This window comes from Pseudomonas sessilinigenes (assembly GCF_003850565.1).
Taxonomy (GTDB): Bacteria; Pseudomonadota; Gammaproteobacteria; order Pseudomonadales; family Pseudomonadaceae; genus Aquipseudomonas; species Aquipseudomonas sessilinigenes.
Genome location: NZ_CP027706.1, coordinates 1,182,932 through 1,197,449, shown reverse-complemented (window position 1 = coordinate 1,197,449; position 14,518 = coordinate 1,182,932). Strand labels below are relative to the sequence as shown.

Annotated in this window: 12 protein-coding genes; 1 reads left to right on the top strand and 11 read right to left on the bottom strand. The window is 62.2% G+C overall.

Annotation, left to right across the window (positions count from 1 at the left end):
- Nucleotides 1–54 precede the first annotated feature (54 nt).
- The 5 genes from C4K39_RS05435 to xerD form a co-directional block, all read right to left on the bottom strand.
- Nucleotides 55–3,648 (bottom strand): ATP-binding protein, encoded by a 3,594-nt coding sequence (locus C4K39_RS05435; protein WP_124345826.1) that lies wholly within the window; start codon nucleotides 3,646–3,648, stop codon nucleotides 55–57.
- 88 nt (nucleotides 3,649–3,736) lie between these two features.
- Nucleotides 3,737–5,146, bottom strand: coding sequence for a threonine synthase (gene thrC / locus C4K39_RS05430; protein WP_068583604.1), 1,410 nt, complete (start codon nucleotides 5,144–5,146; stop codon nucleotides 3,737–3,739).
- A 104-nt stretch (nucleotides 5,147–5,250) separates the two neighbouring features.
- Nucleotides 5,251–6,555 (bottom strand): homoserine dehydrogenase, encoded by a 1,305-nt coding sequence (locus tag C4K39_RS05425; protein ID WP_068583601.1) that lies wholly within the window; start codon nucleotides 6,553–6,555, stop codon nucleotides 5,251–5,253.
- Between the two features lie 135 nt (nucleotides 6,556–6,690).
- Entirely contained in the window at nucleotides 6,691–7,422 is a 732-nt protein-coding gene (locus C4K39_RS05420) for a thioredoxin fold domain-containing protein (protein WP_068583598.1), read from the bottom strand.
- Between the two features lie 144 nt (nucleotides 7,423–7,566).
- Complete coding sequence (gene xerD / locus C4K39_RS05415) at nucleotides 7,567–8,463, bottom strand: site-specific tyrosine recombinase XerD (RefSeq protein WP_068583594.1); 897 nt, start codon at nucleotides 8,461–8,463, stop codon at nucleotides 7,567–7,569.
- A gap of 106 nt (nucleotides 8,464–8,569) precedes the next feature.
- Between xerD and C4K39_RS05410 the strand changes: the two genes are divergently transcribed.
- Nucleotides 8,570–10,372 (top strand): cation:proton antiporter, encoded by a 1,803-nt coding sequence (locus C4K39_RS05410; protein WP_124345825.1) that lies wholly within the window; start codon nucleotides 8,570–8,572, stop codon nucleotides 10,370–10,372.
- A 4-nt stretch (nucleotides 10,373–10,376) separates the two neighbouring features.
- Here C4K39_RS05410 and C4K39_RS05405 read toward each other — a convergent pair whose 3' ends face one another.
- The 6 genes from C4K39_RS05405 to ffh all read right to left on the bottom strand — a co-directional run bounded on the left by C4K39_RS05405 (nucleotide 10,377) and on the right by ffh (nucleotide 14,451).
- A complete protein-coding gene (locus C4K39_RS05405; protein WP_022642499.1) occupies nucleotides 10,377–10,790 on the bottom strand; it encodes an acyl-CoA thioesterase in 414 nt (137 codons plus the stop codon).
- A 91-nt stretch (nucleotides 10,791–10,881) separates the two neighbouring features.
- The gene (gene rplS / locus C4K39_RS05400) at nucleotides 10,882–11,232 is read right to left on the bottom strand and encodes a 50S ribosomal protein L19 (protein ID WP_009047143.1); all 351 of its coding nucleotides are present in this window, start codon (nucleotides 11,230–11,232) and stop codon (nucleotides 10,882–10,884) included.
- Between the two features lie 45 nt (nucleotides 11,233–11,277).
- Nucleotides 11,278–12,030: a tRNA (guanosine(37)-N1)-methyltransferase TrmD gene (trmD, locus tag C4K39_RS05395; protein ID WP_068583589.1), complete on the bottom strand. Its 753-nt coding sequence runs from the start codon at nucleotides 12,028–12,030 to the stop codon at nucleotides 11,278–11,280.
- A 2-nt stretch (nucleotides 12,031–12,032) separates the two neighbouring features.
- Nucleotides 12,033–12,569, bottom strand: coding sequence for a ribosome maturation factor RimM (gene rimM / locus C4K39_RS05390; protein WP_124345824.1), 537 nt, complete (start codon nucleotides 12,567–12,569; stop codon nucleotides 12,033–12,035).
- Between the two features lie 4 nt (nucleotides 12,570–12,573).
- Nucleotides 12,574–12,825 (bottom strand): 30S ribosomal protein S16, encoded by a 252-nt coding sequence (gene rpsP, locus C4K39_RS05385; RefSeq protein WP_007927680.1) that lies wholly within the window; start codon nucleotides 12,823–12,825, stop codon nucleotides 12,574–12,576.
- A gap of 249 nt (nucleotides 12,826–13,074) precedes the next feature.
- Entirely contained in the window at nucleotides 13,075–14,451 is a 1,377-nt protein-coding gene (gene ffh / locus C4K39_RS05380) for a signal recognition particle protein (RefSeq protein ID WP_124345823.1), read from the bottom strand.
- Between the last annotated feature and the right edge of the window lie 67 nt (nucleotides 14,452–14,518).

Here is a 14,518-nt window from a genome sequence, read left to right as displayed (position 1 = left end):
ACTAAGGGGTCGACACGGTAACCAGGCAAACCTTAATCACACATAGGACAAGTCCTAAACGCCCAAGGCTGCCTGGATATCACCACGCAAATTATCGATGGCCTCCCGTAACGCCGGCCACCGTTCCTCGATCCCTTCCCCAGCCTTGATCCGCGCCTCCGCCTCGATGCAGGCCTTGGCCAGTGGCAAGGCATCGATCAGGCAACAGACGCCCTTGAGCCGGTGCAAGGTGGCGCCCAGGCGCCCTGGATGGCGATCTTGCATGGCCACCTCCAGGGCCTGGCGCTCCTGGGCCAGGTTGCGCTGCAACTCCTGCAGCATGCGCTGCAGTATCTGCTCGTCGGCCTGGGTCATCGCTCGCAGGGTCTGGATATCGAAGGAGGGCGGCGGCAGGAACCGCGCCAGCGTCTGCGCCAGCTGATCCAGGGTCACCGGCTTGACCAGCAGCAGGTCCATGCCCGCCCGCTCGCAACGCTCATGCTCATCCTCGAAGGCATTGGCCGTGCAACCGATCACCGGACAAGCGCCGCGCCCCTGCTGCGCCTCGAACCGCCGGATCGCCTCGACCAGGGCATAACCGCTCATGCCCGGCATCTGGCAGTCGGTCATCACCAAGTCGAACCCGCCGTCCTGCCAGAGCTCCAGCGCTTCCCGGGCGTTGTCGCAGGCCACCACCCGATGCCCGAGGAACATCAGCTGCTGGCTGAGGACCATGCGGTTGGCGCTCAGGTCATCCACCACCAGCACTTCGATGCTGCGACTAGGCGGGCGCTCGGCCGCCGTGGCCGAGGCTGTGGAGTCCTCGTCCAGCTGTTCCAGCGCCAGTTCGATGGTCACTACCGTCCCGGCACCCGGGGCGCTGTGCAGCTCGATGCGCCCACCCATCAGCTCGACCAACTGGCGGCAGATACTCAGCCCCAGGCCGGTGCCGCCATGGGCCTGGGAAGTCGTGGCATCGGCCTGGACGAAGGGCGTGAACAGCTTCTCCTGCTGCTCGGGACTGATCCCCGGCCCGGTATCCGCGACGCTGATACGCAGGCTGGCAAGAGCACAGTCCACCTCCAGGCGCTCGACCTGGATGCGCACCTGGCCTTCGCTGGTGAACTTCAGGGCATTGCTCAATAGGTTGTGCAAGACCTGGCGCAGGCGCAGCGGATCGAACAGGTAGCGACCCCTGGCCTGTTCGTCGAACACCAGTTGCAACTGCACACCGCGGCTGCGCGCAGTGGCGTCGAACAGCTGGCGAATGCTCTCGAAGAACGGCTTGAGGGCCGTGGCTTGTGGCGCCAGTTGCATGTAGCCGGCCTCGATCTTGGCCAGGTCGAGGCTGTCGCCCATCAGGCTGATCAGCTCCTGGGCGGACTGGTACGCCACCCGCAGGGCTTCGGAGAACGGCGCGCCGCGCACCCTGGCCTGTTCCTTCTCCAGCTCCAGCAGGCCGATGATCGCAGTCATCGGCGTGCGGATTTCATGGCTCATGGTGGAGAGGAAGGCGCTCTTGGCCGCATTGGCCTGGTCGGCGGCCTGGCGCGCCTGGACCAGCTGGTTCTCCAGGCGCTTGCGCTCGGTGATATCGATCCAACCGCCCAAAAGCCCCTGTAACTGCCCTTCGGCGCTGTAGAACGGCACCGTCCATTGGTAGGCGTGGATCGGCCCGTGGCGGGTTTCCACTTGCCGGTCGGCGAACACCGACTGCTCGGAGGCCAGCAGTTGCATGAGTTCGTCATGCAGCTGGCGGGCGGTGTCTGCCGGCAGCAGGTCCAGGTCGATCAAACGGCGCCCCTGGATCCGCTCCAGGCGAGTGCCCAGTTGCTGTTCGTAGCTCTTGTTGCAAGTGATCAGGCGCCCTTGCAGGTCGCGGACGAAAACCGGGTTGGGCATGCCGTCGAGCAACGCGCGCTTGAAGGCCAGCTGGTCGTTCAAGCGCTGCTCGGCCTCCAGTCGCTGCTGGATCTGGCGCTTGAGCCGGCTGCTCCAGGCCAGCGACAGCAGACCGAACAGCAGCGCTGTACAGATGGCCCAGTAGACCCAATCCGGCACCCGTTGCCAGACGGGCATCGGCACCGGGGTCGAGCCCAGCCACTTCAGGCGCGTGGCACTGAGCTCGGCCACTGGCAGGGCCTCCAGGGCCTTGTTCAGGATGCTCAGCAATTCAGGCTGGTCCTTGCGCACGGCGAACTCGTCGGCGGACCAGGTCCCCTCGACGCTGCGCCCTGCCCGCAACCCTTCATAGGCCAGGTCCAGCGCTTGTACCTGGATCTCGTTCTGGATGGTGGCCAGGGCTTCACCGCTCTTGACCAGGGCCCGAGCCTCCTCGTAGTTGGCCACGCTGCGCAGGCGGATATCGGGATAGTTGCGCCGGATATAGCTTTCCAGGGTATGCCGGGCCGGCAGCGCCAACACCTCGCCCGCCATCTGCTTGAGGCTGCCCAGGCGACGATCCTCGGGACGAACGACGAACACCCAGGAGGCGCCACCGAAGGCGTGGGAGAAGTTCAGGAACAGCCGCCGGTCCTCGCTGTCGGTCAGGGTGGTGTTCATCTGCGCCTGACCGCTTTCCAGCAACTCCAGGGTCTGGGCGGTGGACGCGCTCTGCTTGTGGACGAAATGCAGCCCGGTCATGCGCGCGATCCGGTTGAGCAGGTCGATGTTCAGGCCGACCCAGCGTCCTTCCTTGTCCTTGAACACATGGGGCGGATAGGACTGGGACGCCACCAGGACATGGGGATGCTGGAGAATCCAGGCCTGCTCCTCGGCGCTCAGCTCGATGCGCTCGCCGGAGTTGGTGCCCAGGCCCGTGGTCCAGCGCGCCTGGATTTCCCGGCGCAGCGATTCGTCGATGCTCTGCAGCGCCTCTTCCAGCAATTGCGCCAGGCGTGGGTTGTCATCACGGGTAGCGAAGGCGAAGCCAGTGGGCGGCAAGCGGCTTTGTTCATGGATCTGCACCGCCAGGTAGGGTCGCAGGGCCTTGTAGGCGCGGACGATGATCTCGTTGCCGATAAAGACATCGGTATCGCCCTGGTTCAGAGCCTCCAGGCCGCTGTAGAGGTTGGGCGAGAGCATGATCTGGCTGTCCGGGTAGGCCGCATGGACCTGCGCGGCATTGGCATAGCCATCGAGCAGCACCAAGCGCTTGCCGGCCAGGTCGTCATCGGGCTCCAGCTCGTCACGGCGCACGACCACCACGGCCTTGTCCGGCATGTAGTCACTGGTGAAACGCAGCCCCGGCACACCGCGCTCATAACCGTTGGCGCTGGTGAGGATATCGATGGTGCCGTTGCGCAGGGCCTCGACCGCCTGTTCCCGCTCGGAAAACCCCAGCACCTCCATGCTCACCCCCAGTCGTTCGCCCACCAGCCCCAGGTAATCGGCGCTGATGCCCTGGTAACGGTTGCGGTCGCGGGTGATATCGATGGGCTGGTAGTCGTCGATGGCGATGCCTACCCGCAGGGTCGGGTGCGCCGCCAGCCATTGGCGCTCGGCAGGCTTCAGGTCCAGCGGCTCGAGGTCGATGAAAGCCGGCACCAGCTTGAAGGGCAGGCTCTTCGCTGCGCTGGCCGGCAAGGCGTGGAGCATGGCCCAGGCCAGCAGGCCGACGAGCAGCCAGGACAGTGCAAAGCGACTGCGAGAGGTTCGATGGGGCATCATCCGGGCTCCCTGCCTGTGCTGGGCAACAGGTGCGCAAAAAAACAAAGCCCGTCAGGAGACGGGCTTCGTGATCGGCAAGACCGGTAGATCAGAGTGGCTTGCCGCGATTGCCGTGCTGGCTGACAAAAGCCTGCACTGCTTTGAGGTCGTTGGCCAGGACCGTGCAACGCTCTTCACGCTGGAACAGGTCAGCCAGGTGCGCTGGCAGCTCCAGGGCCTTGCCGACGCCGGCCTTCTCTACCGCATCCGGGAACTTGACCGGATGCGCCGTACCGAGGGTGACCATCGGTGTATCGAGGCTGCGACGGCACTCGCGGGCCGCCCGCACGCCAATGGCGGTGTGCGGGTCCAGCACCTCGCCAGTCTGGGCGAAGACTTCGGCGATGGTCTGGCAGGTTTGCTCGTCATTCACCGCCAGGGAGTCGAACAGCTTGCGCGCTTCGGTCCAGCGGTCCTGGTCGACGCTGAAGCCGCCGCCCTGCTTGAAGTTATCCATCAAGCCAGCGATAGCTGCGCCATTGCGACCATGCAGGTCGAACAGCAGGCGCTCGAAGTTCGACGAAACCATGATGTCCATGGACGGCGACAGGGTCGCGTGCAGGGTTTCCTTGACGTACTGGTTGCCGCTCATGAAGCGGTGCAGGATGTCGTTGCGGTTGGTCGCCACGATCAGTTGGCTGATCGGCAGGCCCATGTTGCGCGCCAGGTAACCGGCGAAGATATCGCCAAAGTTGCCGGTGGGCACCGAGAACGCCACGGAACGCGCCGGACCACCCAGCTGCAGGGCCGCATGGAAGTAGTAGACGATCTGGGCCATGATCCGCGCCCAGTTGATGGAGTTGACCGCCACCAGGCGAGTGCCCTTGAGGAAGCCCTGGTCGGCGAAGCTGGCCTTGACCATCTCCTGGCAGTCGTCGAAGTTGCCTTCGATGGCGATGTTGTGGATGTTCTCGCCCAGGATGGTGGTCATCTGCCGACGCTGCACTTCCGAAACCCGGTTGTGCGGGTGCAGGATGAAGATGTCGACGTTATCGCAACGCTTGCAGCCTTCGATGGCCGCCGAGCCGGTATCGCCGGAAGTGGCGCCGATGATCACCACGCGCTCGCCGCGCTTCTCCAGGACGTGATCCAGCAGGCGACCCAGCAGTTGCAGGGCGAAGTCCTTGAACGCCAGGGTCGGGCCGTGGAACAGCTCCATCACCCATTCGTTGCCATTGAGCTGGCGCAGCGGTGCCACCGAGCCATGGGCGAAGACGCCGTAGGTTTCCTCGAGGATCTTCTTGAAGTCGGCATCGGCGATGCTGCCGCTGACGAATGGGCGCATGACCCGGAACGCCAGCTCGTGATACGGCAAGCCAGCCCAAGAGGCGATTTCTTCCTGGGTGAAACGCGGCAGGTTCTCCGGCACATAGAGACCGCCATCGCTGGCCAGACCGGCCAGCAGTACATCTTCGAAATTCAGGGCCGGTGCCTGGCCGCGGGTGCTGATGTAACGCATAAGAGCAAACCTTCGGTTTGAGCTGCAAGCTGCAAGCTACAAGCGACAAGTCAAAGCAGATCCGCTTCTGACTGGCCGCTGGCTACTTGCAGCTTGCCGCTGCATTAATTGAGATGTTCGACGCGGATACGCACCACTGGGCCGACGACGCCCTGCAGGGCCTCCAGCGCGGTGATCGCATCGCTGATATGGCGCTCCAGGACCCGGTGGGTCAGCAGGATCATCGGCACCAGGCCATCCTGCTCTTCCACTTCCTTCTGCATGATCGACTCGATGTTGATGCCGCGTACGGAAAGAATACTCGCCACCTGGGCCAGCACGCCCGGATGATCCTTGGCCTGGATACGCAGGTAATAGGCGCTCTCGCTGGCCTCGATCGGCAGGATCGGATGGTCGGACAGCGAATCGGGCTGGAAGGCCAGGTGCGGCACGCGGTTCTCCGAATCGCTGGTCATGGCGCGGACCACGTCCACCAGGTCGGCCACCACCGAGGAAGCGGTGGGCTCCATGCCGGCGCCCGCACCATAGAACAGGGTCGAACCGGCGGCATCGCCATTGACCATGACCGCGTTCATCACGCCGTTGACGTTGGCGATCAGGCGATCGGCAGGGATCAGGGTCGGATGCACCCGCAACTCGATGCCGGATTCGGTACGACGAGCCACGCCCAGGTGCTTGATGCGATAACCCAGGGCCTCGGCGTAGTTCACATCGGCCGTGGTCAGCTTGGTGATGCCTTCGGTGTAGGCCTTGTCGAACTGCAACGGGATACCGAAGGCAATGGAGGCCAGGATCGTCAGCTTGTGGGCAGCGTCGATACCTTCCACGTCGAAGGTCGGGTCGGCCTCGGCATAACCCAGGGCCTGGGCCTCGGCCAGCACGTCTTCGAAGGTCCGGCCCTTTTCGCGCATCTCCGAAAGGATGAAGTTGCCGGTGCCGTTGATGATTCCCGCCAGCCAGTTGATGCGGTTGGCCGAGAGGCCTTCGCGGATCGCCTTGATCACCGGGATGCCACCGGCCACCGCGGCTTCGAAGGCGACGATCACGCCCTTCTCCTGGGCCTTGGCGAAGATTTCGTTACCGTGCACGGCGATCAGCGCCTTGTTCGCGGTGACCACATGCTTGCCGTTCTCGATGGCCTTGAGCACCAGCTCGCGAGCCACGGTGTAGCCACCCACCAGCTCGATGACGATATCGATCTCAGGGTTGGTGGCCACGGCGAAGACATCGTTGGTAATCGCAATACCGGTCGTCTGGAACTGAGGCTTTGGCGTACGGGTAGCAATCTGCGCTACTTCGATTCCACGCCCGGCACGACGGGCAATCTCCTCGGCGTTGCGCTGAAGTACGTTTAGGGTACCGCCACCGACAGTACCCAGCCCACAGATGCCTACTTTGACCGGATTCACTCTGAACTCCCCATAAAACGGCCGACTCTAGGCCGGCCGTGGAAATCAGCCGCAAACAGCGCGGCTCTCTATTAATGACCCGCCGGCTGCAACCGACGGGCCATGATCGTCAAAGGCTAGCGTGACGATGCAGGATTATTTCGCACCCAGTGCCAGTTTGGCGATCTGCGGTGCAGGCTGATAGCCCGGAATTACCTGACCGTCGGCCAGGACGATGGCTGGCGTGCCATTGACACCGATCGACTGGCCCAGGGCGAATTGCTTGGAAACCGGGTTGGCGCACTTGGCGGCCTTGATTTCCTTGCCATCGACCATCTTGTCCATGGCGGCTTTCTTGTCCGCCGAACACCATACTGCCTGCAACTGCTCGTCGCCCGGCGAGCCCAGGCCCTGACGCGGGAATGCGACATAGCGCACCTCGACGCCCAGCTTGTTCAACGCCGGGATCTCGGCGTGCAGCTTGTGGCAGTACGGGCAGGTGGTGTCGGTGAATACGGTGATATGGGTCTTGGTCTCGCCAACGGCCGGATAGACCACAGTTTCAGCGACTGGAATGCCATTGATCAACTTGGAAATACCCAGGCGCTCGGTTTTTTCCGTGAGGTTGACCGGCTTGCCGTCCTTGAGCTGGAACAGATAGCCCTGGACCACGAACTGGCCGTCGGCGCTGGCGTACAGTACCCGGCTGCCCTTGAGCTTGACTTCATACAGCCCGGAAAGAGGACTGGCGGTGATGCTCTCCACCGGGACCTCGAGCTGCAGGGTCTCGAGGCTCTTGCGAATGGCTTTCTCGGCACTGTCATCGGCCATGGCGAAAGTGCTGAGCAACGCCAGGGAAGCGGCGGCAAAAATCTGGGTCAAGCGCATGGGAACTCCTGAAGGCGGGCAAATGGGCAATGGGAGCGGTCGCTGCAGCAACGACTCGCCAGCGCCCGTTTGGCGAACCGGCAAAGCCTACCACATCTGTTTGCCTGCACCGACTACGGGCGATGCAAAGCAAGCAAGCCCCGATCAGCCCCGTGGATGGTGCTTGGCGTGCAAGTCCTGCAGGCGCGCACGGGCCACATGGGTATAGATCTGGGTCGTGGACAGGTCACTATGGCCCAGTAGCATCTGCACCACCCGCAGGTCTGCACCATGATTGAGCAGATGGGTGGCAAAGGCATGACGCAAGGTGTGCGGCGACAGGGTCTTGCCGATGCCGGCGACCTTGGCCTGGTGCTTGATCCGGTGCCAGAAGGTCTGCCGGGTCATCTGCTCGCCCCGCAGGCTGGGAAACAGCACGTCGCTGGGACGCCCACCCAGCAGCTCGGAACGAGCCCCGCGCAGATAACGCTCGACCCAGGTAATGGCTTCCTCGCCCATGGGCACCAGGCGCTCCTTGCTGCCCTTGCCCATGACCCGCAGCACGCCCTGGCGCAGATTGACCTGTTCCAGGGTCAGGCTGACCAGCTCGGTAACCCGCAGGCCACAGGCGTAGAGCACTTCCAGCATGGCCCGATCGCGCTGGCCGATGGCTTCGCCCAGGTCGGGCGCTGCCAGCAAGGCCTCGACATCCGCTTCCGACAGCGACTTGGGCAGCGGGCGCCCCAGCTGCGGCATATCCACCTGCAGGGTCGGGTCGACGTCGATCAGTTTCTCGCGCAGCAGGTAGCGATAGAAACCGCGTACCCCAGAGAGGAAGCGGGCGGTGGAGCGCGGCTTGTAGGCCTGCTCGACGCGCCAGGCCAGGTGATCGAGGATCAGTTCGCGACCGGCGCGCGGCAACTCCACCCCCTGCTCCTGCAACCAGCCGTTGAACAGCGCCAGGTCACTGCGATAGGCATCCCGGGTGTTTTCAGCAAGGCCCTTCTCCAGCCACAAGGCATCGAGAAAACGGTCGATAAGGGGATGGTCGATGGCCGGCATAAAGACTCGAAAAGCACAGCTTGGAAGGCTGCGCAAAAAAATAGTGAACTGCGTGGAGGGTCGCTAGTCTTTCATAGCCAGCCATTTCAAGGAACAGGGTGCATCAATGAACGAACAACAGATTCTGCTGGCCTTTGGCGGCATTGGTGCTGCCGCACTGGGCTGCCAATGGCTGGCCTGGCGACTGAAGTTGCCAGCCATCCTGTTCCTGTTGCTCAGCGGCATTCTTGCCGGACCTGTGCTGGGCTGGCTCGATCCCCAGGAGATGTTCGGCCCGCTGCTGATGCCCCTGGTTTCCCTGGCGGTGGCACTGATCCTGTTCGAGGGCAGCCTGACCCTGCACCTCTCCGAGTGGCGCGAGATCGGTAGCGTAGTGCACCGCCTGGTCACTCTCGGCGCACTGTCTACCTGGGCGGTCATTACCCTGGCCACCCACTGGCTACTGGGTTTCGACTGGATGCTGGCGCTGCTGTTCGGCACCCTGACCCTGGTTACCGGGCCGACGGTGATCGTCCCCATGCTGCGGGTCGTACGTCCCAAGGCCTCCGTGGCCAATATCCTGCGCTGGGAAGGCATCGTCATCGACCCCATCGGCGCCCTGCTGGCGGTGGTGGTCTATAGCTTCATCATCGCCAGTGCCGAGGGCGCAGGCCTGAGCCACAGCTTGATGACCTTCGGCGGGGTGATCCTGTGCGGCAGCCTGTTCGGTATCGCTGGCGGCTGGGTCCTGGGCCAGATCATGCGCCGCCAGTGGCTGCCCGAGTACCTGCACAACCTGGCGACCCTGGCGGGTGTGCTGGGGATTTTCATCGCCTCCAACCGGGTCATGCATGAATCGGGACTGCTGGCGGTAACCTTGATGGGCATGTGGCTGGCCAACATGAAGGGCGTGGACGTCCGGCATATCCTGCACTTCAAGGAAAACCTCAGCGTGCTGCTGATTTCCGGACTGTTCATCCTGCTGGCGGCCCGCCTGGACCTCAAGGCACTGATCGCCCTCGGCCCGCTGGTGCTGATCCTGTTGCTGGTGATCCAGTTCATCGCCCGACCATTGAACGTGATGCTCTCCACCGCCGGCTCGAACCTGAACTGGCGCGAACGAGCCCTGCTGGCCTGGATCGCCCCAAGGGGCATTGTCGCGGCCGCGGTCTCGGCGATCTTCGCCATTCGCCTGGATGAGGCCGGGCATCAAGGCGCCCTGCTGCTGGTGCCCCTGACCTTCGCCGTGATCATTGGCACCGTGGTTCTGCAAAGCGCAACCGCACGCCCCCTGGCACGCCTGCTGAAAGTGGCCGAACCAGCGCCCAGTGGCTTCCTGATCGTCGGAGCCAATGGCCCGGCACGAATCATCGCCAAGGCCCTGCAACAACTGGGCAGCCGGGTACTGCTGACGGATTCCAGCTGGGAAAATATCCGCGCGGCACGCATGGAGGGGCTGCCCACCTACTTCGGCAACCCGGCCTCGCAACACGCCGATGCCCATCTGGACCTGGTAGGGCTTGGGCATCTACTGGCGCTATCGCCATCAGGGGAGCTGAACACCCTGGCCGCCATGCGTTTTCGCCATGACTTCGGCCATCAACGCCTGCATGCCCTGGCCAATAGCCAGGAAAGCCGGCGCTCCGACAAGCACCGCGCCAGTCATGAACATCGCGGCCAATTGCTGGGGAGCGAAGCCCTGACCTACACCAAGCTGGCCAGCTTGCTGGGCCAGGGCGCGGAGCTCTATAGCACCCACCTGACGGAAGCCTTCGGCTGGGAGGACTACCAAACGCTGCATGGCGACCGCGCCACCTTGCTGTTTGCCCGCGATACCGGGGGCTGGGTCCATGTACTGACACCCGAAAGCAGCCTCAAGCCAGCACCAGGCTGGACCTTGCTCGCGCTGATCCAGCCGGACAACCAGTAGCGATCTACGCCGCGAAGCCCGGCAGCACTGGAACCGGGCGTTTGTCATCGTCGATGGCAACAAAGCTGAACAGGCCATGGATGGCCTTCTCGCGACCATCGCAACTCATGCTCTCGACGAACACCTCGACCTCGACCTTGAGGCTGGTATTGCCCACCTTCACCACCCGCCCAACCAACTCGACGATGGAGCCCGCAGCGATCGGATGATTGAAGTCGATGCGGTCGGTGGACACCGTTACCAGCGGTAGCCGGCAAAAACGCGTGGCGGCGATAAACGAAACCTCATCCATCCAGGCCAGGGCAGTGCCGCCGAACAGGGTGTTGTGATGGTTGGTGGTGGAGGGGAATACCGCCTTGGTCACGCGGGTGACCGACAGCTCGGTACGGCGTTGGATTTCTTGCTCGCGAGGGGACATGGATCTACTGCCTGAAACACTGGGGAGAAATAAATGACGGGCAACAAAAAAGCAGCCCGTAGGCTGCTTTTTTCTGCATCGGAAGCTGGACTCAGGCCAGTTTTTCCTTGATGCGAGCTGCTTTACCCGACAGGTCGCGCAGGTAGTACAGCTTGGCTTTACGCACGTCACCGCGACGCTTGACAGCCATGCTGTCGATCTGCGGGCTGTAGGTCTGGAAAGTACGCTCTACGCCAACGCCGTTGGAGATTTTACGTACGGTGAACGCGCTGTTCACACCGCGGTTGCGCTTGGCGATAACTACGCCTTCGAACGCCTGCAGACGGGAACGATCACCTTCCTTCACTTTCACCTGAACGACAATGGTGTCGCCCGGGGCAAAGGCTGGGATCTCTTTGGTCATCTGCTCTGCTTCGAGTGCAAGGATGATTTTGTTGGTCATGCTGTGCTCCTAAGGTAAATCGTCGGATCTACCATCGATACGTTGTTAACTATCGTCCCGCTCGCGGAGATATTCCTCGAGCAGCTTCTTCTCTTCTCCAGAAAGCGAGCGTCTTTCCAGAAGATCAGCGCGTCGTTCGTAGGTCCTACCAAGGGACTGCTGCAAACGCCAACGCCGGATATGTGCATGATTGCCACTTAGCAACACGTCGGGAACACGCTGATCCGCATACACCTCAGGTCGGGTGTAGTGCGGGCAATCCAGCAGACCATCCGTGAAGGAGTCTTCCTCCGCGGAGTCCACATGCCCTAAAGCTCCGGGCAGCAGCCGTGTAACCGCATCGATCAGGACCATTGCCGGAAGCTCGCCCCCAGACAGTACATAGTCACCAATCGACCACTCTTCATCGACATGGGCTTCTATAAAGCGTTCGTCGATGCCTTCATAACGACCAGCAATCAGGATCAATGCATCCTCATTCGCCAACTCGCGTACCGCCGACTGATTCAGTTGACGGCCTTGGGGCGACAGGTAAATCACCTTCGCGCCCTCCCCGGCTGCGCTCCTGGCCTGAACCAGTGCATCCTCCAGGGGCTTGATCTTCATCACCATGCCCGGTCCACCGCCAAATGGGCGATCGTCCACAGTGTGATGTCGATCCGTGGTGTAGTCTCGCGGATTCCAACAGGTGAGCTGCAACAGCCCTTGTTTCACCGCGCGGCTGGTTATGCCGTATTCGCTGATGGCGGAAAACATCTCGGGAAACAGACTGATCACTTCTACGCGCAAGTTAGCCACGCTTAGAAATCCGCGTCCCAATCCACCTTCATCTCGCCCGCGACCAAGTCGACAGCCAACACGCATTGCTCGGTATAGGGCAACAGGCGTTCGCGATCATCCAGGCTGCCAGCGCAAGGCTTGACCACCATTACATCGTTCGAGCCGGTCTCCAGCAGGTGATCGATCTGCCCGAGCAATTGCCCGAGGGTGTCGATGACCTTGAGACCTTGCAGCTGGTACCAGTAGTACTCGCCGTCGGTCAGTTCGGGGAATTGGTTGCGCGGCACGCAGATCTCGTAACCGGCCAGAAGACGTGCTTCTTCGCGATCATCAAGACCCTTGAGCTTTGCGACCAGGAACTTATCGTTCCCTCGTCCGCTGACCAGCTCAACCTGCTTCACACTGCCTTCGCGCTTGAGCGTCCAGGCCTTGTACTGCAACAGGTTTTTAATCGGATCAGTAAAGGAAAAGACCTTCACTTCGCCGCGAACGCCATGAACAGAATAAATTTTGCCGACAACGATCAAATCATCAGCAGGGGCTGGCGTCGCGTTCATAGGTTCAGGCTGCAGCCTTAGCCGATTCCTTCAGCAGCTGAGCAACACGCTCAGATGGCTGTGCACCAACGCTCAGCCAGTAGGCTACGCGCTCTTGGTTCACGGACAGGCGAACTTCTTGACCACGAGCGATCGGGTTGAAGAAGCCAACTTGTTCTTTGTGCGAACCGTCGCGTGGGTTACGGCTGTCGGTCACAGTCAGGTGGTAAAACGGGCGCTTTTTGGAGCCGCCAAGGGCAAGACGGATTGTTAGCATGTGAACATCGTTCCTGTAGTCGGTGCTGCAAATCTAAATGCACAGCGGGCATGGGTGCCCGAAAGGCCGCATATTCTAAGGAATATCCGGACTTTTGCAAATGACTTTTTCCGGCGCCCGTCGGCTGCCATCCAGATTCGCCATGGAGCTGCCGCAAGCGGCAGCAGGAAGGACAGGCTTCTATCGGAGGCCTGCCCGCTTCCACGTCCCCGTGGAAAAGAGCGCCGGCATGATGGCCGGCGCGGATTCTCAGATCTTCGGCATACCGCCGCCGGGCAACATACCGCCCATGCCGCGCATCATCTTGGCCATCCCGCCCTTGGCGGAGAACTTCTTCATCATCTTCTGCATCTGCTTGTGCTGCTTGATCAAGCGGCCGATGTCCTGCACCTGGGTACCGGAGCCCATGGCGATCCGGCGCTTGCGCGAACCGCTGATCATCTCGGGATCGCGACGCTCGGCCGGAGTCATGGAATTGATGATGGCTTCCATCTGCTTGAACTGCTTTTCCGCAGCGTTCTGGGCGTTACCCATCTGGGACAGGTTGACCCCACCGATATTCGGCAGCTTGTCCATCAGGCCACCCAGACCGCCCATGTTCTTCATCTGTTGCAGCTGGTCGCGGAAGTCCTCGAGGTCGAAGCCCTTGCCCTTCTTCAGCTTCTTGGCCAGCTTGTCGGCCTTTTCCTTATCGAGGGTCTGCTCGGCCTGCTCGATCAGGCTGAGCACGTCGCCCATGCCCAGGATCCGCGAGGCGACACGCTCAGGGTGGAAAGGATCCAGGGCCTCGGTCTTCTCGCCCATGCCGATGAACTTGATCGGCTTGCCAGTAATGGCCCGCACCGACAGTGCGGCACCGCCCCGGGCATCACCGTCGACCTTGGTCAGGATCACGCCGGTCAGCGGCAGCGCATCGCCAAAGGCCTTGGCGGTATTGGCCGCGTCCTGGCCGGTCATCGCGTCGACCACGAACAGGGTTTCCACCGGCTTGATGGCCGCGTGCAGCGCCTGGATCTCGTCCATCATCTCGCTGTCGACGTGCAGGCGACCGGCGGTATCGACGATCACCACGTCGATGAACTTGAGCTTGGCTTCCTTTATAGCTGCTTCAGCGATAGCGACCGGCTTCTGACTCAGGTCCGACGGAAAGAAGGTCACGCCGATATCGTTGGCCAGGGTTTCCAGCTGCTTGATCGCCGCAGGACGGTAGATGTCCGCGGACACCACCATCACGCTCTTTTTCTTGCGCTCTTTAAGGAAGCGCGCCAGCTTGCCGGCAGTCGTGGTCTTACCCGCACCCTGCAGACCGGCCATCAGCACCACCGCTGGAGGCACCGCGCTGAGGTTCAGGTCTTCGTTGGCTGCGCCCATCAGGCTTTCCAGCTCGGCCTGGACGATCTTCACGAAGGCCTGGCCCGGGGTCAGGCTGCGCGACACTTCAGTGCCGACCGCACGCTCCTTCACCGAGCTGACGAAATCCTTGACCACCGGCAGGGCGACGTCGGCCTCGAGCAACGCCATGCGCACTTCGCGCAGGGTGTCTTTGATGTTGTCCTCGGTCAGCTTGGCCTTGCCGGTGACATGGCGCAGCGTCTGCGAGAGACGTTCGGTTAGGTTTTCAAACATGCTCGATCCTTTCAGGCCCAGGGTAGACCGGGGTAATGGCGGCCCAGAGCGTGATAAACAGGTGCTC